Here is a 24,259-nt window from a genome sequence, read left to right on the forward strand (position 1 = left end):
GTCTGGAAGAACGCCAGACGGCCCGGTAACCGTTGAGGGTGTCGCCGCGGGGAAGCGGCAAGCGGGGTAATGCCTTAAACTTCGACATAGCCGAATCAACTCCACTTAAGTTGGTTGGGTCAGCGGGCCTCGTGGTGTTCCAGCACCCTTGGCCCGCGCTTCTCACCGCATCGAGCGATGGTTGCCTGCGCAGCGCATTCGAAACACAGCGCGGGCAACGAAGACGAAGCTAGCAAATCAATGCGAAGTTGTCTGTAGTCCTTGATCGTGATGCGAGCTGCATTCGAGAAACTCGCGAGGATTTTTCAGAATGCTTCCATGTCTCTCCCAGCTGAGAAACTCTAGTTTGATCGCGCCATTCAAGGCGCATCGAATCGAGAGAGATCACGGCATGAGATATATGAGGCTTGGCGCGTCGATGATGGGCGCGTGGTTGACCGCGACATCGGCCTTTGCGAGCGATAGGCCGAGCCTGCGTCTCATTCACGATGCAAGTAACCCGGCGGCGCCAAATTCCGTATCGCTGACGTTGGTGAACGACACCGACCTGAAAGCGCGGCATCACGCCGCGCCGGCACACCCATCCTGCAACGCCACCACCTCCAGCAGCCGCGCTTCCACGTCGTCACGCGTGGCGGAGCGGAACAACCGCGGCGCCGCACGGCGCAGGGCCGCGCAATCGAGCGAGGCCAGGCGATCGCGTACCAGCAACAACTGGCTCGGATGCATGCTGAATTCCTCCAGGCCCATGGCGAGGAGGAGGGCGCTGAATTGCGGGTCGCCGGCGATTTCGCCGCACAGGCTCACCGGCTTTCTCGCGCGGCGCGCGGCGGCGATGACGTGCGCGATGAGGCGCAGGAACGCGGGTTGCAGCGGGTCGTAGATACCGTCGAGCGCGTCGTTGTTACGGTCGGCGGCCAGCACGTACTGGGCGAGATCGTTCGTGCCGATGGCGAGGAAGTCGGCCTTTTCGAGGATGGGGCCGATGCCGATGGCGGCGGCGGGGACCTCGATCATGGCGCCGATGTCGATACGCTCGGGCAGCTCCTGGCCTTGCGCCGCGAGCGTCTCGCGCGCCTGCTTCACCAGCCTGCGCACCTGGATCAACTCGCCGACGTGGGTGATCATCGGCACGAGCACACGCACGGGACCGTAGCAGGCGGCACGCAGGATCGCGCGCAACTGCACGCTGAAGATGTCCGGGTAGCGCAGCGACAGGCGGATGCCGCGCACGCCCAGCGCCGGGTTGTCTTCGCCGCGGAGTGCCAAGCCGGCCGCGTCGGCCTTGTCGGCGCCGAGGTCGAGCGTGCGGATGGTGACCGGCAGGCCACCCATGCCGAGCACGAGGTCGCGGTAGGCCACGAACTGCTCTTCTTCCGAAGGCAGGCCGCGTTGGCGCAGGAACAGGAATTCGGAACGGTACAGGCCCACGCCGTCCGCGCCGCGCGCGCGCGCCAGCGTGACGTCGCCGGGGAGTTCGGCATTGGCGTACAGGCGGATGTGCGCGCCGTCGCGCGTGAGCGTGCGCGCGGAGGCGAGGGCGGCGAGGCGCCGGCCTTCGGCGGCGGCCTGGCGCTGCCACTGGCGGTAGCGGGCGAGGTCCTGCGCCGTGGGATGCACGATCACTTCGCCGTGCTCGGCGTCGATCAGCACGAGGTCGTCGTCGTTGATGGTGGCGAGGGCGTCTTTCGTGCCCACCAGCATCGGCAGGTTGAAGCTGCGCGCGAGGATGGCGCTGTGCGAATAGACGCTGCCCGCACTGGCGATCACGCCGAGCATGCCTTGCCCCGCCATGCTCGCCATCTCGGCGGGCGCGACGGTGTCGCTGACCACGATCTCGCCCACGCGCGAGGCGAGCTTGCGTTCCTCGCGGCTGGACTGCTGCTGCAGGGCCGACATGACGCGTCCGATCACCTGGTCGATGTCTTCGCCGCGGCTCTTGAGGTAAGGGTCGTTCATCGCGTCGAAGACGGCGGCGAGGCGATCGCGCTGCATCTTCAGGGCCGCGCTGGCGGTGTAGTGGCCGACCGACACGAACTCGTCGAGGCCGCGAAGCAGTTCTTCGTCGTCGAGCAGCAGGCTGTGCGCGTCGATGAAGTCGCCCACCTCACGGGCGAGCGCGCCGTGCAGCTTGCCCCGCAATTCGTGCAGCTCGGTGCGGGCGGTGTCGATGGCCTTGTGCAGGCGATCGATCTCGGGACCGATCTCGGCGTCTTCGAGCATGCGCGTGTCCACCGCGTAGATGCTCGGCTGGACCAGGCGCGCGCGCCCCAGGGCCATGCCCCGGGCGGCCGGCGTGCCGGTCAGCAGGTATCTCATGAGGGCCTCGCGTGGCGGTGATGGCGCATCGGTCAGGAGCCTTCGTCGAACTTGTCGTTGAACAGCTTGATCACGGCGGCGAGCGCCGCTTCCTCGTCGGCGCCTTCGGCGCGGACGGTGAGCGGCGTACCGAGCCCCGCGGCCAGCATCATCACGCCCATGATGCTCTGGGCATTCACCTCGCGACCCTTGCTGATCAGGTGCACCGTGGATTTGAAACCGGCCACCAGCTGCACCAGCTTGGCCGAAGCGCGGGCATGCAGCCCGAGCCGGTTGGTTACCGTGATGTCCTGCTCAAGCATGGTCGATGAAGATCCCTCCGCGCCCGCCGGTGGCCGCGATTTCGGCTAGTTCGGGCAGCGATTTTTCCGAGTAGTTGAGGACGCGCAGCAGCATGGGCAGGTTCAGCCCCGACACGCAGCGCAGGTGCACCCCGAGCTCGGCCAGCGACAGGCCGATGTTGCAGGGAGTGGCGCCGTAGAGATCGGCCAGCACCAGCACGCCGTCGCCCGTGTCGAGGTCGCGCGCGTGCTTGGCGGTGAGGCCGCGCATGACGTCAGGGTCGGCGTTGGGCGGCACTTCGACGGCATCGACCGTGAGCGGCAGCTTGGGCATCACGTGGCGCGCGGCCGAGACCAGCGCCTTGCCCACGGCTTCGTGGGTCATGAGGAGGACGCCGACGCTCATCGCCCGGTGCTCCGTGTCGGCTGGGGATGGGTCATGGGAGTCACTCCAGTTCGCGATGGAAAGTCAGTACGTTGCCGCGTTCGGAGCGGAAATGCCGGGCCAGCCGTTCGACGAGGTAGACCGAACGATGGCGCCCGCCGGTACAGCCGATCGACACGGTGACGTAGCTGCGGTCTTCGCCCTCGAAGCGCGGCAACCAGGTGTCGAGCCAGCGGGCGACGTCCTCATAGTATTCGTTCACCAGCGGATTGGCGTCGAGGAATTCGCGCACCGGGAGATCCTTGCCCGAGAACGGCCGCAGGCGGGGATCCCAGTGCGGGTTGGGCAGGCAGCGGGCGTCGAAGACGAAGTCGGCGTCCGGCGGGAGCCCCCGGCGGTAGGCGAAGGACTCGAAGAGCAGGGTGGTGCCGTCGCTGGCGGCGGCGTAGCCCGTGGCGAACAGGCGGCGCAGCTGGTGCACGTTGAGGTCGCTGGAGTCGATCACCTTCTCGGCGATGGACACCAGCGGGCGCAGCAGGCGGCGCTCCTCGGCGATGGAGTCGGCCAGCGACAGGCGCTCGGCGGCCAGCGGATGGCGCCGGCGGGTTTCCGAGTAGCGCTTGATCAGCACGTCGTCGCGGCTGTCGAGGAAGATCAGGTGCACGTGCACGCCGGCGGCGGACAGCTCCGACAGCACGTGCGGCATGCGCTCGAGGTCGGTGCGGCGGTTGCGAATGTCCACGCCGACCGCGATGCGCCGGCGCGGGCGATGCTCGCCCTGGCTCACCGCGGCCACGAGCTGCTGGATGAGCTCGGCGGGCATGTTGTCGACGCAGTAGAACTCGAGGTCTTCCAGCGCGCGCAGCGCCACCGTCTTGCCGCCGCCGGACATGCCGGTCAGCACCACGAGGTGGATGGCGTCGGGATCGACGATGGACGGTGCCGCTGTGGTTTCTTCGATCATGGCGTCACCAGGGGGAGAAGCGGCGCATCTGGTGCGCCTGCCGGTCGATGAAGGTCTGCGCCGGGTCGATGCCCTTGCTCTTGAGCACGTGGCTGCGCACCGCGGCCTCCACCAGCACCGCGAGGTTGCGGCCGGGGGCGACGGGGATGGTGATCTTGGGGACGTCGACGCCGAGTACGTCGCGGCGGCTCACGTCGCCGGTGAGGCGGGTCATGGCATCGGTTTCCTCGCCGTCGCGCAGCGGCTTGAGGTGGATCACCAGGCGAAGGTACTTGGACGGTTTCACCGCGGTGTGGCCGAACATCTCGCGGATGTTGAGCACGCCCAGGCCGCGCACTTCCAGCAGATCCTGCAGCAGCTCGGGGCAGGCGCCGTCGATGACGTCGGGCGCGATCAACGTGAACTCGGTGGCGTCGTCTGCCACGAGGCGGTGGCCGCGGCTGATCAGTTCCAGCGCCAGTTCGCTCTTGCCCGAGCCCGGCTCGCCGGTGATGAGCACGCCGATCGAGAACACCTCAAGGAACACGCCGTGCAGGGTGACCCGCGGCGCGAGCGTGCGCGCCAGGTGGTACTGCAGGTAGGTGAGCAGTTCATGCCCGCGCTTGGTGCTCTGCCATAGCGGGGTGTCGGTTTCCTCGGCCACCTCGCGCAGGTCGGCGGGAATCGACTGCTCCTTGGTGACGATGAGCGCCACCGGCTGGTAGGCGGCGATCTTGTGGATGGCCTCCCAGCGCTGGCGCGAGTCGAGGCCGTCGAGGAAGTTGAGTTCCTCGGTGCCGATGATCTGCACCTTGTTGGGGTAGATCACGTTGAGGTAGCCCACCAGCGACGGGCGGCGGCTCTGTTTGGCGTTGGTTTCGAGCACGCGCGCCTCGCCGCGCATGCCCGCGACCCAGCGCAGCGCCATGCGCTCGTGCACGCCGTCGAAGAGTTGTCTGGCGGTCAGCCGGTCCACGCGATGGTCCCAATGAGGAAAACGAAGCCGGCGCAGGGCACCGGCTGAGTGGGTATTGTGCCATCAAGCATGGAATCGGTCCGCCCGGGAGGGCCGGGGCGGACCGGAAAGCCGGGTCAGGTCGCGGCGCGGGCCTCGCGGACCTCGGCGTTATGGTGGTCCTTGAGCTTTTCCTTGTGCTTCTTCAACTGGTCGGCGAGCTTGGAGACCATTTCGTCGATGGCCGCGTACATGCGGTCGCCGAGGGCGCCGTCCTCGAGCCGGGCGTGGCCCTCGGCGTGGAGGCGGGTGCCGGAACAGTGCAGGGTGCCGCCGGCCTTGTGCTCGGCCTTGTCGACGCTGAGCACGACGTCGAGGGCGGTGATGTTGTCGAAAAGGCGTTCGAAGCGGCCGATTTGCTGTTCCACGCGCTCGCGCAGGGCGGGGGTGATCTGGATGTGCTGGCCGCTGACCTGGATTTGCATGACGCCTCCTTCTTGCTGAGGGTGCCGCCGTGGGGCGGCGAGAGCGGATGCGGCGGGGATGCCGCGTCCTTCAAAGCATTCCGATGAGACCTATGACCTCCGTGGGGGTTCCCGGGAGCCCGTTCAACCGGCGCGTACGCGCTCGCTCGAACTGGGGATGCGCAGTGCCTCTCGATACTTGGCCACCGTACGGCGGGCGACCTGAATACCGCGTCGATGAAGCTCCTCCGCGAGGGCCTGGTCGGACAGCGGCCGGCGCGCGTCCTCGGCGCCGATGAGCTTGCGCAGCATGGCCTGGATGGCCGTGGCCGACGCGCTGCCGCCGTCTTCCGTGGCGACGCCGCTGGAGAAGAAATGCTTGAGCTCGAACGTGCCGCGCGGCGTGTGCATGTACTTGCGCGTGGTCACGCGGGAGATCGTGGATTCGTGCATGCCCACCTCCTCGGCCACTTCGCGCAAGACCAGCGGGTGCATGGCTTCGGGGCCGTAATCGAGGAACGCGCTCTGCCGGCGGACGATGGCCTCGGCGACCTTGGTGAGCGTTTCCGCGCGCGATTGCAGGCTCTTCAGCAGCCAGCGGGCTTCCTGGAGCTGGCCTTTCATCCAGGTGGCATCGTCGCCGCGCGCACGGGCGATGAGGCTGCAATAGTGCTGGTTGAGGCCCAGGCGGGGCTGCGCGTCGGGATTGAGGCTCACCTTCCAGCGGCCGTTCTCGCGCCGGGCGTAGACGTCGGGCGCGACGTACTCCACGGGCGTGGCGTCGAGCGCGGCGCCCGGGCGAGGGTCGAGGGTGCGGATGAGCGCCGCGGCGGCGGCGACCTCGTCTTCGGCGGCCTTCAGCTTGCGCGCGATGCGGGCGATGTCGTTGCGCGCGAGCAATTCGAGTTCGTCGTTGACCACGCGCAAGGCCAGCGCCCGGTGCGGCGTATCGGGAGAGAACTGCGAAAGCTGGCAGGCGAGGCAATCGCGCAGGTCGAGACTGGCGATGCCGGTGGGATCGAAGCGCTGGACGCGCTGGCGTACGGACTCGATGGCTTCACCGCTCGCGCCCAGTTCGGCGGGCAGGGCCGAGGCCACGGCTTCGACGCCGTCGCGCAGGTAACCGTCTTCGTCGAGCGCATGGATGATCGCCATGGCGATGGCATGATCGCGCGGCGAGAACTGCGAGAGATTGAGCTGCCACTCCAGGTGCTGCTGGAGGCTTTCCGGCGCGGCGTTCTGGGGTTCGAGGCCATCGTCGTCGCCGCCGGCGCCGCGCGACGACGCTCCGCCGTAGTCGCCCGCCTCGCCCTGGAAGCGATCGTCGTCCCAGTCGGGGGTGAGATCTTCGGCCGGGGCGGTGGCGTTGTCTTCTTCTTTCGAGGCCTTGGCCGGCGTTTCGTTGCGCAGCGGGAATTCCGGCGCGTCGAAGGCTTCGGTCTCGGATTCCGCCTCGGACTCGGCATCTTCGGCGAACTCGAGCAGCGGATTGCCTTCCGCGATCTGGCGGAGTTCCGCTTCGAGCTCGAGCTGCGACAACTGGAGCAGGCGGATGGCCTGCTGGAGTTGCGGCGTCAGCGTCAGCTGCTGGTTGAGGCGAAACTGAAGTCCGGGTTTCATGCCGTTGTTGCTCGGGATACCGAATCCATCCTACCCCCTACCGGGCCGACCCTACCACCGTCCCACCCGGCTCAGGCCGGGCGACGGGGCAATTCCGTGACGTCAGATGCGGAATTCACGGCCCAGATACACCTCGCGCACCTTTTCGTCGGCGAGGATGTGCTGCGGCGTGCCCCGGGACAGCACCACGCCGTCGTTGAGGATGTAGGCCCGATCGCAGATGCCCAGCGTCTCGCGCACGTTGTGGTCGGTGATCAGCACGCCGATGCCGCGCTCCTTCAGGTGGCGGACGATGCGCTGGATCTCGCCGACGGAGATCGGATCGACGCCGGCGAAGGGCTCGTCCAGCAGCATGTAGCGCGGGCGTGCCGCCAGGGCGCGGGCGATTTCCACGCGGCGGCGCTCGCCGCCGGACAGGCTGATGCCTTTCTGCTCGGCGATGTGGGTGATCTTCAGCTCGTCGAGCAGGCTTTCCAGTTCGTCCTCGCGTTGCTTTTGCGTCATGCCTTCGCGCAGCTCGAGCACGGCGAGGATGTTGTCGGCGACGCTGAGGCGGCGGAACACCGAGGCCTCCTGCGGCAGGTAGCCGATGCCGAGCTTGGCGCGGGCATGCATGGGCAGGCCGGTGATGTCCTGCTGGTCGAGCTTGATCGAGCCGCCGTCGGCCTGGATCAGGCCCACCACCATGTAGAAGCAGGTGGTCTTGCCGGCGCCGTTCGGGCCGAGCAGGCCCACCACCTCACCTTCGCGGATGGAAAAGGCGAAATCGCGAACCACCTGGCGCGCGCGGAAGCGCTTCTGCAGGCCTTGGGCTGAAAGCATCGTGTCAGGGCTTCTTCGGTTGGGCGGCAGGCGCGGCCGGCGCGGCGGCGGGTTGCTGTTGTTTCGGCTGGAAGATCATGTGCACGGGGGCGGAGCCGTTGCTCTCGCCGGTCATCGTGCTGTTGGCCGTGTTGTAGGTGAGCTTGTCGCCGTTGCTCTGGTTGAGCTTCTTGCGGTCGGCCGGATCGACTTCCTTTTCGACGTGGGCATGCCCGGTGAGTACGGCGAAATCCTGGTCGGCCTTGTAGTCGATGGTGTCGGCGTTTCCGCGCATCCACAGGTTCTGTTCGTCCTGCTGCTGGATGTGGGCGTTTCCTTCGACGATGACGCGGGTGAGCTGGTTGTCGCCGTCGAGGTAACCGGTGGCCTTGTTGCCGGTGACTTTCATCGTGCCCTGGGTGAGCACCACGTTGCCGGTCCAGATGACCTTGCCGGGCTCCTTGCCGTTCGGCTGCTGCTGCGTGCCGTCGAAGGAGGTGGAGTCGACGTGGATCTGCTCGTTGCGATCGGACTGCTTGGCGATCGCGGGCACGCTCGCCAGGAGCCCCACGCCGAGCGCCACGAGGAGAGCCTTAGCGCTTGCGCGGCTGGTAGACGGTGTGGACTGCATCGAGGAGCTCCAGGTGCTTGGAATCGAGGTTGGCGCGCATGCCGACGCCATCCATTGTAGAGGTTCCCTGAACGATACGCGCCGCCTCGGCGGTTTCCAGGCGGTTTTCCTTCGGCCACGCGGTGACCTCGGAGGTATCGATGCTGGCGGGCGGGTTGGTCAGGAAGGCGACGCGGTCCATGTGCACCTTGCCCTGCAGCTTCAGCAGGCTGCCGTCCTTGTTCACCCAGCCGTATTGGGAGTGGCCCTTCCACGGCGGGCTGGTGGGGTCCTTGACGGAGGGCAGCACGAAATCGGGGGAGTTGATGTAAAGCGAATCGTCGCCTTCGCGCCGTTCCAGGTGTGGCGCGATCAGCACGAAGGCGAGCTTGCCGTCCTCGTTGAAGGAGTCGAGGTGGAAGTTGGTGAGCACGTAGCCGGAGCGCGGCGGGCCGACGAAATCCTGGACTTTCTTCTCGGGAGCGACCCAGTAATAGAGCAGCACGCTGACACCCAGGGCGGCGGCGAGGGCGCCGGCAACGCTCGTGGCGCTGCGGTCGCGGAACAGGTTGAACACGCTCACAGCCAGCGGTCCCGCTCGGCCTCGGCCTTGCCCTGGGCGGCGAGGATCGCGTCGGCCACCTCGCGCGCGGCACCGAAGCCGCCGGACAGGCGGGTGCGCCAGTGCGCGCGTTCGGCGACCCAGGGATGGGCATTGGCCACGGCCACGGCCAGGCCGCAGATGCCCATGGCGGGCAGGTCGGGCAGGTCGTCGCCGACGAAGGCGGCCTGCTCGGGCGTGAGGCGCAGGGCGTCGACGAGTTCGGTCAGGCAGGCGCGTTTGTCCTTCTGGCCCTGGTAGACGTGCTGGATGCCGAGTTCTTCGGCTCGCAGCGACACCGGGTGGCTGATGCGCGCGGTGATGATCGCGACCTTGACGCCGTTTTCCTGGAGGCGTTTCAGGCCGAGGCCGTCGTGCACGTGGAAGACCTTGGTCTCGCGACCGTCCTCGGCGTACCACAGGCGACCGTCGGTGAGGGTGCCGTCCACGTCGAACACCACCACGCGCACGCGGGCGGCGCGCTCGAGGACGTCGGCGGAGAGGTCGGAATAGTGCGTATAGGCCATGGGGACGGATCTGGGGGCGGAGGGCCGGGCGGGGAAGGCCGGTCAGACCACGCGGGCGCGCAGCAGGTCGTGGATGTTCAGGGCGCCCACCACGCGGTCGTCGCCGTCGGTGACCAGCAGGGCACTGATGCCGTGCTTCTCCATGAGCTGGGCGGCCTCGCCGGCCAGCTTGTCCGAGCCGATGGTCTTCGGGCCGCGGGTCATCAGGCTGGCCACGGTGGCGCCACGGAGGTCGATGCCGTCGTCGTCGAGCGCGCGGCGCAGGTCGCCGTCGGTGAACACGCCCAGGAGCCGGCCGTCGCCGTCGACCACGGCGGTCATGCCCAGGCGCTTGCGGGTCATTTCCACCAGCGCCTCGCTGAGCGAGGCCGTCAGCGGCACGCGGGGCACGTCGTCGCCGGCGTGCATCACGTCGGCAATGCGCAGCAGCAGGCGGCGGCCCAGGCTTCCGGCCGGATGCGAGCGGGCGAAGTCGTCGGGCGTGAAGCCGCGCGCGTCGAGCAGGGCCACGGCCAGGGCGTCGCCCATGACCAGCGCGGCCGTGGTGCTGGCCGTGGGCGCCAGCCCGTGGGGGCAGGCTTCGCAGGCCACGTTGGCGTCGAGGTTCACCTCGGCCTGCTTGGCCAGCGACGACTTCGGGTTGCCGGTGATCGAGATCAGCGCGATGCCCTGCCGTTTCACGGCGGGCAGGATGAACAGCAGTTCGTCGGTTTCGCCCGAGTAGGAGATGGCCAACAGGATGTCGTCGGGCTGGATCATGCCCAGGTCGCCATGGCTGGCCTCGCCCGGATGCACGAAGAACGACGGCGTGCCGGTGGAGGCGAGGGTCGCGGCGATCTTGCGGGCGATATGACCGGATTTGCCCATGCCGGACACCACCACGCGGCCCTTGCAGGCGAGGATCATCTGGCAGGCCTGGACGAAGTTCGCGTCGACGCGCTGTTCGAGCGCGCGGATGGCGGCGGCTTCGGTCGCGATGACTGTGCGGGCGCTATGGACGACGGTGTCGGCGTTCACGAGGATAGGGTCGGCGGCGTGCGGAGCGGTGCGGGCGTTCATGCGGCCTCGTGAGTCCGGGGTCGGGGCAGTGAACCCGGGATGTCCATTTCTGCGACACCGGATTTCCATTACCATTACATATTCTCATTTTATCGTCGCTGCCATCGACCGGCGATTCAGGCTCCGTTTCGGAACCTCCCGGCCGCGGCGACCCCCCCCCTTATCGGAGAATCCATGGACGCTGCCCGCATCCAGGCATTGATCGAAGCCGGCCTGCCCGGCGCCCGGGTGAACGTGCAAGGCGACGACGGCGTCCATTTCGAAGCCGAAGTCGTTTCCGAGCAGTTCGCCGGCAAGCTGCCGCTCGCCCGCCACCGCCTCGTCTACGCGACCCTCGGCGACCTCATGGGCGGCGCCATCCACGCCCTGGGCCTGAAGACCCTCACCCCGGAAGAAGCCGCCGGCCGCTGACGCGCCGCCGCTTTCCCCTCGTTTTCCTTTCGAAGGCATCACCCTCCATGGCCAAGATCCTCATCAGCGGCGGCCAGCCGCTCCACGGCGAGGTGGGCATTTCCGGCGCCAAGAACGCCGTGCTGCCGATCCTCGCGTCCTGCCTGCTCGCCGACGAACCGGTCAGCATCGGCAACGTGCCGCACCTGCACGACGTCACCACCTTCATCGAGTTGCTCGGCCGCATGGGCGTGAGCGTGGTGCTCGACGACCGCATGAAGATGCATATCGACCCGCGCCCGGAGAATTCCTGCGTGGCGCCGTACGAACTGGTGCGCACCATGCGCGCGTCGATCCTGGTGCTCGGGCCGCTGGTGGCGCGCTACGGCAAGGCCGAGGTGTCGCTGCCGGGCGGTTGCGCCATCGGCTCGCGTCCCGTCGACCAGCACATCCGCGGCCTGCAGGCGCTGGGTGCCGAGATCACCGTGGAGAACGGCTTCATCAAGGCGCGCTCCGGCCGGCTGAAGGGTGCGCGCATCGTGATGGACATGGTCACCGTCACGGGCACCGAAAACATCCTCATGGCCGCCACGCTGGCCGAAGGCACCACGATCATCGAGAACGCGGCGCAGGAGCCCGAGGTGGTCGACCTCGCGCATTGCCTCATGGCGATGGGCGCGAAGATCGACGGCGTGGGCACCTCGACGCTCATCGTCGAGGGTGTCGAGCGCCTGCACGGCGCACACTACGAAGTGCTGCCCGACCGCATCGAAACCGGCACCTTCCTCGTCGGTGCGGCGATGACCGGCGGCAAGGTGCGTGCGCGCGGCGCGCGCGCCGACACGCTCGACGCGGTGCTGCAGAAGCTCGAGGAGGCCGGTGCGCACATCAGCACCGGCAAGGACTGGATCGAACTCGACATGCAGGGGCGCCGGCCGAAGGCCGTGAACCTGGTCACCGCGCCGTACCCCGCGTTCCCCACCGACATGCAGGCGCAGTTCACCGCGCTCAACTGCGTGGCCGAGGGCGTGGGCGTCATCACCGAGACGGTGTTCGAAAACCGCTTCATGCACGCGTTGGAACTGCAGCGCCTGGGCGCGGACATCCGCCTGGAAGGCAATACGGCGATCATTACCGGCGTGCCGAAGATGAGCGGGGCGCCGATCATGGCGACCGACCTGCGCGCGTCGGCGTGCCTGGTGCTGGCGGGCCTGGTGGCCGAGGGCGATACCACGGTCGATCGCGTGTATCACATCGATCGCGGCTACGAGAACATCGAGGAGAAGCTCGGTGTGCTCGGTGCGCGGATCCGTCGTCTGCCCGGGTAACGCGTCGCGATAACCCGGTAACGAAAAAACCCGCCGATGACCGGCGGGTTTTTTCGTTATGCGACCTGAGCTCCCTAGGGCGACAGCGGCACCTGCGGTGGTTGCTGCTGTGGCGATGGAGTCTGGGTCTGGGTCTGGACGGCGGCGCGGGCCTGGGCCTGTTCCTCGGCCTGAGGCCATTGTTGCGAACTCTGTTCCAGCGGCACGTTGGCCATGGACGTGGGGACGCTGGTCTGCTTGTCGAACAGGTGGTCCGTCCGACCGGGCGGCTGTTCGACCGCCCACAGGCGACTGCCGTCGTCGCTCAGGGCGACGGTGTCGATGCGTTGAAGCCCGTCGGCACGGGCTTGCACCGCCAGGCCGCCGGCCAGGTTCGCGCTGTGTTCGTCCGGGGTGCGGCCGAGCCGGGCGTCGATGTCGTGGACATGCGACAGCGCTTCCTTGTAGAGCCCGTTGCCCGGATGGTCGGGCGAATCCAGGCGGGGCGAGGGCTGGGACGGACGCGCCGGGGCGTGCGTCTGCGCCGCCGCGTGCACCGCCGAACGGGTCGCCTCGTCCGCCACGCCCGACTCGGGCATGCCGTGTTCCCGTTGGAAGGCCCTCAGCGCATCCGCGGTCGCCGGGCCGTAGGCCCCGTCGGCGACGAGCGGTTTACCGTTGCCCTTGTAGCCCATGTCGGCCAGTTCCTTCTGTGTCATGCCGATCTCGTTCTTCAGCGCTTCCTGCGTCTTCGGGCCAGCTTTGCCGTCCTGCGTCAGCCCATGGGTGCGCTGGAAGTCTTCCACCGCCGCCTTGGTGGTGGCGTCGTAGTGTCCCGCCTGCGCGCCGGCGGCCATGCCGAGGCCCGCGAGGTCGTGCTGCAGTTGGGTGACGTCGCGACCGGAACTGCCTTCGTGGAGGACCTGGGGCGTCGCCGTCCGCGCATGCGCCGGTGACGCGTGGTCCACCGAGCGGCCGGCGAGTTCGTTGAGCGCGCGCAGCTCCTTCGCGTCGAGGATCTTCGGATCGCGTCCGTGCTCTTTCAGGTAGTCCTTCAGACCCGTCTCGAGGAACGTGCGGTCTTCGTCCGAGAGCGAGGCCTTGACGGTGTCGACGCCGACCGCGTCCACGAGGTTGGAGACGCGGCGAAGCACGTCCTTCGCGCCGGCGTCGGTCTGGCCGTACTGGGTCTCGAGCTTGTAGCGGATCATGTCCTCCAGCCCGAAGTCGCCTTCCACCTTGATGGTGGAAGCCGGCTTGCGGCCCGGCATGGACATGGCCGGGTCGTCCTTGGTCTTGCCCATGAACTCCTTGAGGCCGTCGTTGACCTTGCCGCCGTACTGGTTGGCGGTGTCGAGGACGATCATCTTCGCGAGCGGGCTGCCGTCGACGAACGCCTTGTTCTGGGCGTTGGGGATGCCGGCCACCACGTCGTTCACGTGCCTGACCTTGGCTTCCAGCTGCGGGACGTAATCGGCGTTGACCGCCGCCACGCCCTGCGCGGAACCGAGCGCGGCATCGAGCTTGGGTTTCAGCCGCTCGTACGCCTCGCGATCCTGGGGCGTGAATTGATTGAACGGCTTATAGAGGTGGTCCCGCACCTGCTGGATGTCCGTGGCGCTGAGCAGCGGACGGCCGTCGGCACCGCGCGCGGCACCCGCGATGTCCTCGAGCAGCTCGCGGCCGCGGGCATTGGTGCCGACGTCGTACTGGAACGGCCCGAAGCTCGGGCCGCTGGACGCCAGCCCCGCATTGCTGATCCGGTAGGCGCCGTTACCGCCGGACAGTTCGTTGCTCATCATCGCCCGGTGGGCGTAGTACTCCATGGAACCGGGCGTGAGGTTGTCGCCGCCCGAAAAGCGTTGATCGCTCATGTGTAACTCCTGTGGTCACGAATGGCCCCCAGGGGACCACGCCATGGATTCGACCGCCATGGCTTACGGTGTCAGCCCTTGCCGCGCTTGGCGAGCGACATGAGCCAGTCTTCCAGTTGCTGGGCCCGCTGCGCGGTGGTTTCCATCCGGCAGATCGATTCGGTGGCGGGTGCCGCGTCGGACCCGAAGCGCGGTGCGCGCGCGGCGCAGTCTTTCTGCATGAAGGCCAGCCAGGCGCGCTGCGCAGCCTGGGCGCCGGTCGCCGCCTGCTTGTCCGTCGCCAGTTGCGCCATCAGGGCTTTATAGGCCTTGTTGAGCCGGCCGTCCTGGTAGGTGAATTCGTCGTCCGCGCAATCGCCCTGGTCGGCGATGCGGCCTTTGGTGCCATCCACGCAGGCCTTGAAGGCCGGGCGGACGCCGTAATACGCGTCGGACACGTAGGAGAGCCGTTCCACCCCCGGCATGATCGCAACGCCGTTGACGGTGTCGGGCCCGGCGGCGTGTGCAACGCCCGCCGTGGCGCAGGCGAGGAGGAGGGTGGCTGCGGCGTGTTTGAGGGACATGTCTTCTTCCTTAAGGGCACTGATCCGGGAAGGTACCCCACTCACGGTGACGGGCAACCCCTTTCGGGAAGCGGCGTGCCGAAAATGCGGAGCCCGCCACGCGGGCGGGCTCCATCGGGTCATTTGCCCTCGAACTTCACCAGCTCGAGGGTGAGATCGCCGCCGTCGCTCTGCGCGAGCTTGACCGGAACGGGGTACTTCGTGGGCACGTACCAGGCACTGAAGCCCTTCGCCTCGTCCGCGCGCTCCACGCGCACGGCGTCGAAGGACCCGGCCGGGACGGTGACCTTCTCCTTGCCGGCCACCTTGAACTGTTGATTCTCCACCTGCTGCTTGACCGCCACCGGCAGGTTCACCTGCTGCGCGCCGCCGCGGAGCGCGACGCCCAGGGCGAGGGGCAGGGTGTTGCGCTCGACCATGCCGGGCACGGCCGCGTAGCTGTACGACTTCTTGTTGTCCTGCACCTGCACGGTGTTGCCCTGCACGGTGAGCGCGCGGCTCTTCGGCTTCAACGCCGACGCGAGTTCATAACGGTAAGAGATCGCCTGCGGCACCTTGCCCGACCAGGTGAAGGTCGAGGTTTCCGACACGCTGGCGCCGAGCGCCGCGGCGAGGCCCGAGGTGCCTTGCGTATGGTTGACGTATTCGAACTGGCCGTGGGCCGCCGGCTTCAGCGTCAGCGTGGCGTCGCCCAGGGGGCTTCCACCCTGCAACACGTGATAGGTGGCGGTGAAGGACTGCGGCACGTCCGCGGCGAACGCGGCGACGGGCAGGGCGAGGGCCAAGGCGAGGCCGGCGCGGAGGAGGGTTGGCTTGGTCATGTCGCCGAGTTTAAACCCGGCGGCTGAACGATCCCGAAGGCTCCGGGCGGTACGGCGGCTCGGCGAAGTACGGAGCGATGAAGTCAGAGGTCCGCCACGGACAGCGGAGCCGACAGCAAGGCGCCGTCGAGTATCGCCGCGCCATCCCAGCGCAGCCGCCCGGACGCGATCGCCCCCACTACCGCCGGCAGCAGCCTGTGCTCCTCGACCAGCAACCGTTCGGCCAGCGAGGCCTCGGTGTCGTCCGGTCGCACGGCGATCCGTGCCTGTGCCACCACCGGCCCACCGTCGAGCTCGGCCGTGACGAAATGCACGCTGGCCCCATGCTCGGCATCCCCCGCCTCCAGGCAATGGCGATGCGTATGCAGGCCGCGGTACTTCGGCAGCAACGACGGGTGGATGTTGATCGCGCGGCCTTCCCAGTCGGCGATCACGGTGGCATCGATGATGCGCATGTAGCCGGCCAGCACGAGCAGGTCGGGGCGTGCCTCGGCCACGCGGCCGAACAGGGCGCGATCGAACGACACGCGGTCGGCGTAGTCGCGCGGGCTCAGGCTGACCGTGGGAATGCCGGCCTCGGCGGCGAGGGCGAGCGCGCCGGCGGTTGCCTTGTCGCTGCCGACCAGCACGAATTCGACCGGCAGGCGCGCCGCGATGAGCGCGCCGAGGTTGCTGCCGCGCCCGGAAGCGAGCACGGCGACACGAAGCGGACGATCCACGACGGGCGACTCAGGCGATGTGGACGCGCTCGTCGCCGCTGGCGGCGACGACCTTGCCGATCACGCGCGAGGCGAGACCGTGGCCGTTCAGCACGGCCTGCGTCGCGTCGACCTGGTCGGCCGCGATCAGCACGGTGAAGCCGATGCCGCAGTTGAAGGTGCGCCACATTTCCTCGCGGGCGACGTTGCCTTCGCGCTGCAGCCACTGGAACACGGGCGGCAGTTCCCACGACGAGGCGTCGATCGACAGGCCGAGGCCGTCGGGCACCACGCGGATGATGTTTTCCTTCAGACCGCCGCCGGTGATGTGCGCCATGCCGTGCACCTTCACCTTCGACAGCAGGTCGAGGATGGGCTTGACGTAGATGGTGGTCGGCGCCATCAGGGCGTCGACGAGTTTCACGCCGCCCACGTCGCCGTCGAGCGGCGAACCGGCCCGCTCGAGGATGCGGCGCACCAGCGAGTAGCCGTTGGAATGCGGACCGGAGGAATCGATGCCGAGGATGACGTCGCCTTCGACGATGGCCGAGCCGTCGTTCATCGCGGACTTTTCGACCGCGCCCACGGTGAAGCCGGCGAGGTCGTATTCGCCCGGCGGGTACATGTCGGGCATCTCGGCCGTTTCGCCGCCGATGAGGGCGCAGCCGGCCAGTTCACAGCCACGGGCGATGCCCGAGACCACCGAGGCGGCGGTCTCGACGTCGAGCTTGCCGGTGGCGAAGTAGTCGAGGAAGAACAGCGGTTCGGCGCCCTGCACGAGCACGTCGTTGACGCACATGCCGACCAGGTCGATGCCGATGGTGTCGTGGCGGCCCAGCTGCTGGGCGAGTTTGAGCTTGGTGCCCACGCCGTCGGTGCCGGAGACCAGCACGGGCTCCCTGTACCGGCCGGAAAGGTCGAACAGGCCGCCGAAGCCGCCCAGCCCACCCATGACCTCGGGGCGGAAGGTCCGCTTGACCATCGGCTTGATGCGCTCGACGAGCGCGTTGCCGGCATCGATGTCGACGCCCGCGTCGCGGTAGGTGAGGGAGCCCTGGTCGGTGGACATGGACGGTTCCGGCACGTTGGAAACCGCGCATGATAGCAGGCTCACAACCTCTCGATGGACGCCATGGCACGGTTTGGGCAGACTCTGTCGCCTTCATAGAGCGATGTGCCCGCCATGCGCCCAGTCCGTTTCCTCGCCTTCCTGATGCTCGCCGCGCTCGCCTTCGCGGGGTCCGCCCTGGCGCAGACCGCGATGTACACGGTCACGGTGCCGGTGACCGACACCAGCGCGGCGGTGCGCGACCAGGCCTTCGCCACCGCCCTCACGCAGGTGCTGGCACGGGCCAGCAACGGCGCGGACCCCCGCGGCAAGCCCGGTTACGCCGACGCCATGAAACAGCCCGGCGGCCTGGTGCAGCAGTACCAGTATGCGCGCACGGGCGGCGCCAACGGCGCGCCGCTGAGCCTGGACGTCACCTTCGACCCCGGCGCCATCCGGCGCGTGCTGGCGGTGGGCGATGCCGCGGTGGCGGCGCCCCGTCCGCCGGTGCTGGTGGTGGCGCGCGACGCGTCGGGCAAGCTGCTCGGTGCCCAGGATCTCGCCCCGCTGGCCCAGGCAGCGGACGGGCGCGGCTATGCCGTGGTCACTCCGCGTGCGGGCGACGGCGTCGATGCCGATGCCGTGGCCAAGGGCAGCCCCGCCGTGCTGGCCTCGATCGCCCGCCAGTACAACACCGGCACCGTGCTGGTCGGCAAACTCGGCGCCGACGGTGGCATCGACTGGACGCTCGTCTCGGCCGGTCAGCAGAGCGACTGGAAGGACAGCGGCGAAGCCCGCGCGGCCTTGCTCGCCAACGGCGCCAACGCGATGGCCGACAAGCTCGACCGCCAGTTCGCGGCGGCCCAGAGCGGCAGCACCAGCGGCAAGGTCTGGGTCACGGGCCTGCGCTCGGCGGCCGACTATGCCGGCCTGCTCACCACGTTCCAGAACGATCCGGCCATCAAGTCGGTGGCGCCGCTGGAAGCGAGCCCCGACGGCGTGCTGTTCAGCGTCGCCGCCGGCGCGCCGCTGGCCCGTCTCGTGGCGGCCTACGCCACCGGCGGCCATGTCCTGGTGGCCGACGCGCATCCGGGCGCGGACCTCGCCGTGCGCTGGGTGCCCTGATACGGCGGATTGGCTGGATCGGGGGTACTTCCGCGACAATCGCAGCATCTTCCGTCACCGGATCGTGGCGGACCGCTCCCTGGCTGACTAACGGAACCGCATGACTCACGACAATTCGCGCCGCTGGCAGATGCTGGGTCTCACCGCCGTCATCGTCTTCGTGATCTGGCTGCTCGCGCCGGTACTCATGCCGTTCGCGCTCGCGGGGATGCTGGCCTATCTCGGCGATCCGCTGGCCGATCGCCTGCAACGCCTGGGCATGGGTCGCACCTGGGCGGTCAGCATCGTGTTCACCGTGATCGCGGTGATCTTCATCGGCGTGCTGCTCCTGCTCGTGCCGTTGATCAGCCACCAGGTGGAAAACCTCTCCGAGAACCTGCCGCACTACGTGGACTGGGTGCGTGGCACCGCGCTGCCGTGGGTGCAGCAACGGCTTCACCTGGACCCGGGCACGTTCGACACCGACCGCGTGCTGGCCACCATCCGCGAGCACATCGGTTCCATCGGCACCATCGCCGCGCGCACGGTGGCCAAGGTCACGCAGTCGGGCATGGGCATCATCACGTGGATGACCAATGCCGTGCTGATTCCGGTGGTGGCGTTCTACCTCCTGCGCGACTGGGACACGATGATCGCGCACATCCAGCGCCTGCTGCCGCGTTCCATCGAGCCCACGGTGGTGCGTCTGTCGCGCGAATCGGACCAGGTGCTCGGCGCCTTCGTGCGTGGTCAGCTGCTGGTGATGCTGGCGCTGGGCGTGTTCTACGGCCTGGGCCTGACCCTCATCGGCATCTCCATCGGACCGTTGATCGGCATGATCGCCGGCCTGCTGAGCTTCGTGCCCTATCTCGGCTTCATCATCGGTTTCGTGGCCGCGCTGATCGCCGCGCTTGTGCAGTACGGCGACTGGATGCACGTGATCCTCGTGGTGGTGGTGTTCACCATCGGCCAGCTGCTCGAAGGCTACGTGCTGGTGCCGCGCCTGGTCGGCGGCAAGATCGGCCTTCATCCGGTGGCGGTGATCTTCGCCGTGCTCGCCGGCGGCCATCTGTTCGGTTTCCTCGGCGTATTGCTCGCCCTGCCGGCGGCCTCGGTCGTGGTGGTGCTGTTGCGCTACGTGTTCGCCCGCTATCGCGAGAGCGACCTCTACATGGAGCCCGCGCCGCGAGCGGAGACGGAGCGGCTCGACGTGGACGTGCAGGTCGACGTCGCGGTGAAGCCCTCGGGCCCGGGTGACGCCGCACCATGACGAGCCCGCAGCTTCCGCTCGCGTTGCGCTGGCCACGACGGCAGCGCTTCGAACACTTTCACGCCGGCGAAAACGCCGCGGCGGTGGAGGCGTTGCGGGCGGCGGCGGGGAGCGCCTCGGCACCCTGGGTGTTCGTGGCGGGCCCGCTGGGCAGCGGACGTACCCACCTGCTTATCGCCGCCTGCCAGGCGGCCATCGATGATGGGCGCACCGCGCAATACCTGCCGTTGGCCGGCCTTCGCGGCTCGCGCGCCGATGCCATTCGCGGCATGGCGGGCAGCGACGTGCTGGCGATCGACGACCTGGATTCGGTGGCGGGCGAGGCCGATGCCGAGCATGCGCTGTTCGACACCTTCAACCGTTACCGCGCGGAGGGCTGCACGCTGCTGTTCGCCGCGACCGCCGCGCCGGCCACCCTGGGCATCGCCTTGCCCGACCTGCGGTCGCGCCTGGGGTCGCTGACCCAGGCGGTGCTGAAGCCGCTGGGTGACGAACAGCGCCGGCAGGTGCTGCGCGAGCAGGCGGCGGGGCGGGGCATCGAGCTGGACGACACGGTGCTCGACTGGCTCTTCGCGCACCATGCGCGCGACCTGGGCGCCTTGCTCGACTTGCTCGACACGCTCGACCGCGCGTCGTTGGCGGCGCAGCGGCGGGTGACGGTGCCGTTCCTGAGGTCGCTGCTGAAAGAGTGATGGGTCAGCCGGGTGGGAGCGGACAGGGTCCGCACCCACGTCGACTCCCAACCTATCAGGCCGAAACGCCCAACAGGCGCGGCGTGGCGTTGGCCCCGATCACTTCCGTCATCGCGGCCGCCACCTTGTGGTTGGCGGCGATGAGGTTGCCGCTCTCGGGCAGGCCTTCGCGGCCGGAGAAATCGTTGTAGACGCCGCCCGCCTCACGCACCAGGAGGGCGCCGGCGGCGATGTCCCACAGGCCCAGGCCCGGTTCGAAATAGCCGTCGAGGCGGCCCGCGGCCACGTAGGCGAGATCGAGCGCGGCCGAACCCATGCGGCGGATATCCTCGGCTTCCTGGAGCAGGGCCTGGGTCATCGCCAATTGCGATTCGAGGTGGTTGCGCACGCGGTAGGGGTAACCCGTGGCGAGCAGGGCACCGGTGAGGTTGTCGCGCTTGCCGACGCGGATGCGGCGGTCGTTGAGGTAGGCGCCGTCGCCCTTGCTGGCGGTGAACAGCTCGTCGCGCAGCGGATCGAACACCACGCCGTACACCGGCTCGCCCTTTTCGACCAGGGCGATGGAGACGCAGAAGTGGGGGATGCCGCGCAGGTAGTTATGCGTGCCGTCGAGCGGATCGATGACCCACATGAGCGGACCCTTGCCGGTCTGGCCCGACTCCTCGCCGAGGATGGCATGGGTGGGGTAGGCCCGGCGCAGCTCCTTGATGATTTCCGCTTCGGCGAGGCGATCGACCTCGGAGGCGAAGTCCATCCGCTGCTTCTCGACGACCGAGAGGCCCTCGATGCGGTTCATGTAGCGCAGGATGATGTTTCCTGCGGAGCGCGCGGCGCGCGCCGCGACGTTGACGGCGGGTCTTGGCATGGGGATCGGCTTGGCAAAAGAACGTGGGAAGCGGTCGAAAGCCGCGTCGGCCGGGGAGTTTACCACCGGGCGGCAAGGAGGCCAAAGCCCGTGCCGGTGTAGACTTTCCGGTCGTCACGTCCAACCGGCATGCGCATGGCCCTTTCCGAGCTTCACGACCGTCTTCGTTTCGTCCTCGTCCGCACCTCCCATTCGGGCAACATCGGCTCGGCCGCGCGGGCGATCCGCACCATGGGCTTCGACCGCCTCACGCTCGTGGCGCCGCATCGCTTCCCGGATCCCGAGGCCACGGCGCTGGCCGCCGGGGCCGACGACGTGCTGGGCCAGGCGGCGATCCACGACGACCTCGTATCGGGCCTGGCCGGCACCACCTTCGCCCTGGGCCTCTCCGCGCGCCGTCGCGGCGTGAACCTGCCCGAGCTCGATCCGCGCGAGGGTGCCGCGCAGGCCATCGCCGCCGCGCGACGTGGCGAACAGGTGGCGCTGGTATTCGGCAACGAGCGCACGGGCCTGGAGAACGACGAGCTGTCGCGTTGCCATGCGATGGTGCGCATCCCCAGCGTCGACGACTTCAGCTCGCTCAATCTCTCGCAGGCCGTGCAGGTGGTGGCTTACGAGCTGCGCATCGCCCTGCTCGGCGCCGAGGCGAAACCCGCGGTCGTCGAGGCCGATCCGGACGAAGTTCCCGCCGATGCGGAACAGCTCGAACGGTTCTTCACCCATCTGGGCGAGACGCTCGACGACATCGAGTTCCACAAGGGGCGTTCGCCGACGACGATCATGCTGAAGTTGCGCAAGCTGTTCCTGCGGGCGCGGCCGGAGGTTCGGGAGTTGCGCATCCTGCATGGGATTTTCGCGGACGCGCAGCGGATGGCCGGGTTGGCGAAGAAGCGCGATTAGGCGCTGTCGCCTGCTCGGGTGCACGGCGCTGGGTTCCTGCGCGCGCAGGAACGACGAGAGGTCTTTTTGCGCGCAACGGTGAATCTTGCGGCTCGTCGTTCCTATGCACCCTGGAACCCAGCGCGATGAATCCGGTTTTCGCGACTACATGAGGTCGCGGAAAAACCGCAGCAGCGCATGACTGAACGTGGCCGAGGCGGCCACTATCGCCAACGTCGTCGCCCATACGGCAATGAGCAGGCCGCCGTCACGCTCCACCAGCGCGAAGGCGAACACGATGAGCATCGCGCCGAACACGTAGTTGGTGAAGGGAATCGGCAGCGCGAGCAGGAGACCGATGAGGATCATGATCCCGCCGGAAACGAAGGTGAAAGGGCTGCGCGTAAGGCGTTGCAGGCGAGGCTTGCAGACCCTCTCCAGGCGTCGCGTCATCGGTTCGATGCGATCGAGGAAACGGAGCAGGCCATCGCGCGACAGGGTGCGCCGTTTCAGGAAGCCGGGCACCCACGGGTGTTCCAGGCCCACCAGCATCTCCAGCCCCAGCGCCACCACCAGCACGCCCATGACGCCGCCGATGCCCAGCGGCACGGGGATGAAGTTGGGGATCGCCAGCAGTAGCAGCAGGAAGCCGAAGGCACGGCGCTTGAGGGGTTCGAGCAGTTCGTCGACCGTGATCCGCTCGCCGGGCGCGGCGAGGGCGGCGGCGCGAAGGAGGGCGGCGGTCTTGTCTTCGCGCGGTTCATGGGAGGTCATGGGGTGACTCTCGCCAAGATGCGTTGAATGACCATTGAACGCCGGCGATGGGCCATGCCTCAGTGGTCGGCTTCAGGCTTCACGGACACCGCGCTCACCAGCACCTTGTCGATGCGCGCCCCGTCCATGTCCACCACCTCGAACCGGTAACCCTGCCACTCGAAGGATTCGCTGGCCTGGGGGATGTAGCCGAACTGCGTGGTGACCATGCCCGCCACGGTGCGGAAATCGTGCTCTTCCTCGTTCGGCAGGCGATCGAGCTGGAGCAGTTCCCGCAGGTCGTCGGCGGGCAGGGCGCCGTCGATCAGCCAGCTGCCGTCGTCGCGGCGGACGATGGGACCGCCGTGGCTGGCGTCGTCGGCGGCCGGCGCCGTGGCGCCGACCACGGCCGAAAGCAGGTCGTTGAGGGTGACCAGGCCTTCGATGTCGCCATACTCGTCCACGGCCAGGGCGAGCTGGGTATCGGCGTCGCGGAAGGCTTCCAGCAGGTCGAGCGCGCGTGCCGTCGCGGGCACGAAGAGGGGGCGGCCCACGTGGGCGAAGAGGTCGATCTCGCCGCCGCCTTCGAACGACCGGATCAACGACTTGACCTCGACCGTGCCGACCACCTCGCTTTCGTCGCGACGGTAGACGGGGTAACGGGAAAACGGCGTGGCGCGGAACACCTCGAGGTTTTCCTCGCGCGGCGCGGCCACGTCGAGCCAGGCGATCTTCTTGCGCGGCGTCATCACCGAGCCGACGGTGCGGTCACCCAGGCGCAGCACGCGGTTGACCATGTTGCGTTCGTCGCTGTCGAGGATGCCCTGCTCGGCGCTCTCGGCCACCAGCAGGCGGATTTCTTCTTCGGTGGCCGCCGAGTTGCCCCTCCGGTGCAGGCGCATCACCCGCAGGATGGCGGTGGAAACGTGGTTGAGCAGCCAGACCAGGGGCAGGGTGATCCGGGAGACCACCAGCATCGGCACGGCGATCTGGCAGGCGATGCGTTCGGGGGCCGTCAGCGCGGCCCGCTTGGGTACCAGTTCGCCCACCACGATCTGCACCAGCGACATCAGCAGGAACCCGGCCAGCCAGCCCAGCACGCGCATGTAGGGCTCCAGCCAGGCCGGCCCGTCGCCGTGGAACAGCGCGGCGAAGTGCTCGCCCAGCTGGTCGCCGGCCACGGCGCCGGTGACCAGGATGATCAGCGTCATGCCCACCTGGACGGTCGAGAGGAACCGCTCGGGGGATTCGGCAAGTTGCAGCGCCATCCGGGCCCGGCGGCTGTCGCGGGCCATGTGTTTCAGGCGGCTCTTGCGCGAGGCCACCACGGACATTTCGGACAAGGCGAAGAAGCCGTTGCCGAGGGAAAGGACGAGGACCAGCAGGAGTTCGGTGAGCATGTGCCGGGTCTTATACCAGACCCATGCGAA

General features: G+C 68.2%; 26 protein-coding genes. 6 read left to right on the plus strand and 20 right to left on the minus strand.

Annotated elements, in window-relative coordinates; translation table 11 throughout:
- Positions 1–561: 561 nt before the first annotated feature.
- The 12 genes from ptsP to JNG39_RS00060 form a co-directional block, all read right to left on the minus strand.
- Positions 562–2,319, minus strand: a complete 1,758-nt coding sequence (gene ptsP, locus JNG39_RS00005; RefSeq protein ID WP_368308944.1) for a phosphoenolpyruvate--protein phosphotransferase — start codon at positions 2,317–2,319, stop codon at positions 562–564.
- A 32-nt stretch (positions 2,320–2,351) separates the two neighbouring features.
- Complete coding sequence (locus JNG39_RS00010) at positions 2,352–2,621, minus strand: HPr family phosphocarrier protein (RefSeq protein ID WP_368308945.1); 270 nt, start codon at positions 2,619–2,621, stop codon at positions 2,352–2,354.
- A complete protein-coding gene (locus JNG39_RS00015) occupies positions 2,614–3,006 on the minus strand; it encodes a PTS sugar transporter subunit IIA (RefSeq protein ID WP_144914703.1) in 393 nt (130 codons plus the stop codon). Before JNG39_RS00015 ends, JNG39_RS00010 begins: the two co-directional genes overlap by 8 nt.
- Positions 3,007–3,046: 40 nt before the next feature.
- Entirely contained in the window at positions 3,047–3,949 is a 903-nt protein-coding gene (gene rapZ / locus JNG39_RS00020; RefSeq protein WP_368308947.1) for an RNase adapter RapZ, read from the minus strand.
- Between the two features lie 4 nt (positions 3,950–3,953).
- On the minus strand, positions 3,954–4,904 hold the full coding sequence (hprK, locus tag JNG39_RS00025; protein ID WP_256452159.1) for an HPr(Ser) kinase/phosphatase: 951 nt from the start codon (positions 4,902–4,904) through the stop codon (positions 3,954–3,956).
- A 116-nt stretch (positions 4,905–5,020) separates the two neighbouring features.
- Positions 5,021–5,368 (minus strand): ribosome-associated translation inhibitor RaiA, encoded by a 348-nt coding sequence (gene raiA / locus JNG39_RS00030; protein WP_368308948.1) that lies wholly within the window; start codon positions 5,366–5,368, stop codon positions 5,021–5,023.
- Positions 5,369–5,491: 123 nt separating this feature from the next.
- Entirely contained in the window at positions 5,492–6,967 is a 1,476-nt protein-coding gene (locus tag JNG39_RS00035; RefSeq protein WP_368308949.1) for an RNA polymerase factor sigma-54, read from the minus strand.
- Between the two features lie 102 nt (positions 6,968–7,069).
- The gene (gene lptB, locus JNG39_RS00040; RefSeq protein ID WP_144914689.1) at positions 7,070–7,789 is read right to left on the minus strand and encodes an LPS export ABC transporter ATP-binding protein; all 720 of its coding nucleotides are present in this window, start codon (positions 7,787–7,789) and stop codon (positions 7,070–7,072) included.
- A 4-nt stretch (positions 7,790–7,793) separates the two neighbouring features.
- A complete protein-coding gene (lptA, locus tag JNG39_RS00045) occupies positions 7,794–8,351 on the minus strand; it encodes a lipopolysaccharide transport periplasmic protein LptA (RefSeq protein ID WP_186448341.1) in 558 nt (185 codons plus the stop codon).
- 10 nt (positions 8,352–8,361) lie between these two features.
- A complete protein-coding gene (gene lptC / locus JNG39_RS00050) occupies positions 8,362–8,961 on the minus strand; it encodes an LPS export ABC transporter periplasmic protein LptC (RefSeq protein WP_144914684.1) in 600 nt (199 codons plus the stop codon).
- Positions 8,958–9,506 (minus strand): KdsC family phosphatase, encoded by a 549-nt coding sequence (locus tag JNG39_RS00055; RefSeq protein WP_368308951.1) that lies wholly within the window; start codon positions 9,504–9,506, stop codon positions 8,958–8,960. Before JNG39_RS00055 ends, lptC begins: the two co-directional genes overlap by 4 nt.
- 42 nt (positions 9,507–9,548) lie before the next feature.
- Positions 9,549–10,565, minus strand: a complete 1,017-nt coding sequence (locus JNG39_RS00060) for a KpsF/GutQ family sugar-phosphate isomerase (RefSeq protein ID WP_247373311.1) — start codon at positions 10,563–10,565, stop codon at positions 9,549–9,551.
- A 174-nt stretch (positions 10,566–10,739) separates the two neighbouring features.
- On the opposite strand from JNG39_RS00060, the gene JNG39_RS00065 reads away from it, so the two are divergent.
- Both JNG39_RS00065 and murA read left to right on the plus strand, forming a co-directional pair.
- Positions 10,740–10,976 (plus strand): BolA family protein, encoded by a 237-nt coding sequence (locus tag JNG39_RS00065; RefSeq protein ID WP_144914675.1) that lies wholly within the window; start codon positions 10,740–10,742, stop codon positions 10,974–10,976.
- A 47-nt stretch (positions 10,977–11,023) separates the two neighbouring features.
- Positions 11,024–12,283: a UDP-N-acetylglucosamine 1-carboxyvinyltransferase gene (gene murA / locus JNG39_RS00070; RefSeq protein WP_144914673.1), complete on the plus strand. Its 1,260-nt coding sequence runs from the start codon at positions 11,024–11,026 to the stop codon at positions 12,281–12,283.
- Positions 12,284–12,357: 74 nt separating this feature from the next.
- Here murA and JNG39_RS00075 read toward each other — a convergent pair whose 3' ends face one another.
- The 5 genes from JNG39_RS00075 to purM form a co-directional block, all read right to left on the minus strand.
- Positions 12,358–14,136 carry a peptidoglycan-binding protein gene (locus tag JNG39_RS00075; RefSeq protein ID WP_368308952.1) on the minus strand — a complete coding sequence of 593 codons (1,779 nt, stop codon included), beginning with the start codon at positions 14,134–14,136 and terminating at the stop codon, positions 12,358–12,360.
- Positions 14,137–14,207: 71 nt separating this feature from the next.
- A complete protein-coding gene (locus JNG39_RS00080; RefSeq protein WP_368308953.1) occupies positions 14,208–14,699 on the minus strand; it encodes a lysozyme inhibitor LprI family protein in 492 nt (163 codons plus the stop codon).
- A 119-nt stretch (positions 14,700–14,818) separates the two neighbouring features.
- Positions 14,819–15,520, minus strand: coding sequence for a DUF3108 domain-containing protein (locus JNG39_RS00085; RefSeq protein WP_368308955.1), 702 nt, complete (start codon positions 15,518–15,520; stop codon positions 14,819–14,821).
- A gap of 83 nt (positions 15,521–15,603) precedes the next feature.
- Positions 15,604–16,239 carry a phosphoribosylglycinamide formyltransferase gene (purN, locus tag JNG39_RS00090; RefSeq protein WP_368308956.1) on the minus strand — a complete coding sequence of 212 codons (636 nt, stop codon included), beginning with the start codon at positions 16,237–16,239 and terminating at the stop codon, positions 15,604–15,606.
- A 10-nt stretch (positions 16,240–16,249) separates the two neighbouring features.
- Positions 16,250–17,287 carry a phosphoribosylformylglycinamidine cyclo-ligase gene (purM, locus tag JNG39_RS00095; protein ID WP_368308957.1) on the minus strand — a complete coding sequence of 346 codons (1,038 nt, stop codon included), beginning with the start codon at positions 17,285–17,287 and terminating at the stop codon, positions 16,250–16,252.
- A 114-nt stretch (positions 17,288–17,401) separates the two neighbouring features.
- Here purM and JNG39_RS00100 point away from each other — a divergent pair, with 114 nt between their 5' ends.
- From JNG39_RS00100 to hda, 3 genes are all read left to right on the plus strand, one after another.
- Entirely contained in the window at positions 17,402–18,391 is a 990-nt protein-coding gene (locus JNG39_RS00100; protein ID WP_368308958.1) for a DUF2066 domain-containing protein, read from the plus strand.
- 100 nt (positions 18,392–18,491) lie between these two features.
- Positions 18,492–19,640, plus strand: a complete 1,149-nt coding sequence (locus JNG39_RS00105; protein ID WP_368308959.1) for an AI-2E family transporter — start codon at positions 18,492–18,494, stop codon at positions 19,638–19,640.
- Positions 19,637–20,332, plus strand: coding sequence for a DnaA regulatory inactivator Hda (gene hda, locus JNG39_RS00110; protein WP_368308960.1), 696 nt, complete (start codon positions 19,637–19,639; stop codon positions 20,330–20,332). Before JNG39_RS00105 ends, hda begins: the two co-directional genes overlap by 4 nt.
- 55 nt (positions 20,333–20,387) lie before the next feature.
- Here the strand turns inward: hda and JNG39_RS00115 are convergent, their stop codons facing one another.
- Positions 20,388–21,197, minus strand: coding sequence for an inositol monophosphatase (locus tag JNG39_RS00115; protein WP_368308961.1), 810 nt, complete (start codon positions 21,195–21,197; stop codon positions 20,388–20,390).
- 135 nt (positions 21,198–21,332) lie between these two features.
- Here JNG39_RS00115 and JNG39_RS00120 point away from each other — a divergent pair, with 135 nt between their 5' ends.
- Entirely contained in the window at positions 21,333–22,097 is a 765-nt protein-coding gene (locus tag JNG39_RS00120) for an RNA methyltransferase (RefSeq protein WP_368308962.1), read from the plus strand.
- Between the two features lie 144 nt (positions 22,098–22,241).
- Here the strand turns inward: JNG39_RS00120 and JNG39_RS00125 are convergent, their stop codons facing one another.
- Together JNG39_RS00125 and JNG39_RS00130 are read right to left on the minus strand one after the other, a co-directional pair.
- Complete coding sequence (locus JNG39_RS00125) at positions 22,242–22,850, minus strand: exopolysaccharide biosynthesis protein (RefSeq protein WP_368308963.1); 609 nt, start codon at positions 22,848–22,850, stop codon at positions 22,242–22,244.
- 59 nt (positions 22,851–22,909) lie between these two features.
- Positions 22,910–24,229, minus strand: a complete 1,320-nt coding sequence (locus tag JNG39_RS00130) for a hemolysin family protein (protein ID WP_368308965.1) — start codon at positions 24,227–24,229, stop codon at positions 22,910–22,912.
- Between the last annotated feature and the right edge of the window lie 30 nt (positions 24,230–24,259).

This window comes from Luteibacter sp. CQ10 (assembly GCF_040900725.1).
Lineage (GTDB): Bacteria > Pseudomonadota > Gammaproteobacteria > Xanthomonadales > Rhodanobacteraceae > Luteibacter.

Bases quoted from the DNA above. Each gene is read 5' to 3' on its own strand.
- ptsP (WP_368308944.1), bottom strand. From the start codon at position 2,319: ATGAGATACCTGCTGACCGGCACGCCGGCCGCCCGGGGCATGGCCCTG.
- JNG39_RS00010 (WP_368308945.1), bottom strand. From the start codon at position 2,621: ATGCTTGAGCAGGACATCACGGTAACCAACCGGCTCGGGCTGCATGCC.
- JNG39_RS00015 (WP_144914703.1), bottom strand. From the start codon at position 3,006: ATGAGCGTCGGCGTCCTCCTCATGACCCACGAAGCCGTGGGCAAGGCG.
- rapZ (WP_368308947.1), bottom strand. From the start codon at position 3,949: ATGATCGAAGAAACCACAGCGGCACCGTCCATCGTCGATCCCGACGCC.
- raiA (WP_368308948.1), bottom strand. From the start codon at position 5,368: ATGCAAATCCAGGTCAGCGGCCAGCACATCCAGATCACCCCCGCCCTG.
- JNG39_RS00035 (WP_368308949.1), bottom strand. From the start codon at position 6,967: ATGAAACCCGGACTTCAGTTTCGCCTCAACCAGCAGCTGACGCTGACG.
- lptB (WP_144914689.1), bottom strand. From the start codon at position 7,789: ATGCTTTCAGCCCAAGGCCTGCAGAAGCGCTTCCGCGCGCGCCAGGTG.
- JNG39_RS00055 (WP_368308951.1), bottom strand. From the start codon at position 9,506: ATGGCCTATACGCACTATTCCGACCTCTCCGCCGACGTCCTCGAGCGC.
- JNG39_RS00060 (WP_247373311.1), bottom strand. From the start codon at position 10,565: ATGAACGCCCGCACCGCTCCGCACGCCGCCGACCCTATCCTCGTGAAC.
- JNG39_RS00065 (WP_144914675.1), top strand. From the start codon at position 10,740: ATGGACGCTGCCCGCATCCAGGCATTGATCGAAGCCGGCCTGCCCGGC.
- murA (WP_144914673.1), top strand. From the start codon at position 11,024: ATGGCCAAGATCCTCATCAGCGGCGGCCAGCCGCTCCACGGCGAGGTG.
- JNG39_RS00075 (WP_368308952.1), bottom strand. From the start codon at position 14,136: ATGAGCGATCAACGCTTTTCGGGCGGCGACAACCTCACGCCCGGTTCC.
- JNG39_RS00080 (WP_368308953.1), bottom strand. From the start codon at position 14,699: ATGTCCCTCAAACACGCCGCAGCCACCCTCCTCCTCGCCTGCGCCACG.
- JNG39_RS00085 (WP_368308955.1), bottom strand. From the start codon at position 15,520: ATGACCAAGCCAACCCTCCTCCGCGCCGGCCTCGCCTTGGCCCTCGCC.
- purM (WP_368308957.1), bottom strand. From the start codon at position 17,287: ATGTCCACCGACCAGGGCTCCCTCACCTACCGCGACGCGGGCGTCGAC.
- JNG39_RS00100 (WP_368308958.1), top strand. From the start codon at position 17,402: ATGCGCCCAGTCCGTTTCCTCGCCTTCCTGATGCTCGCCGCGCTCGCC.
- JNG39_RS00105 (WP_368308959.1), top strand. From the start codon at position 18,492: ATGACTCACGACAATTCGCGCCGCTGGCAGATGCTGGGTCTCACCGCC.
- hda (WP_368308960.1), top strand. From the start codon at position 19,637: ATGACGAGCCCGCAGCTTCCGCTCGCGTTGCGCTGGCCACGACGGCAG.
- JNG39_RS00115 (WP_368308961.1), bottom strand. From the start codon at position 21,197: ATGCCAAGACCCGCCGTCAACGTCGCGGCGCGCGCCGCGCGCTCCGCA.
- JNG39_RS00120 (WP_368308962.1), top strand. From the start codon at position 21,333: ATGGCCCTTTCCGAGCTTCACGACCGTCTTCGTTTCGTCCTCGTCCGC.
- JNG39_RS00125 (WP_368308963.1), bottom strand. From the start codon at position 22,850: ATGACCTCCCATGAACCGCGCGAAGACAAGACCGCCGCCCTCCTTCGC.
- JNG39_RS00130 (WP_368308965.1), bottom strand. From the start codon at position 24,229: ATGCTCACCGAACTCCTGCTGGTCCTCGTCCTTTCCCTCGGCAACGGC.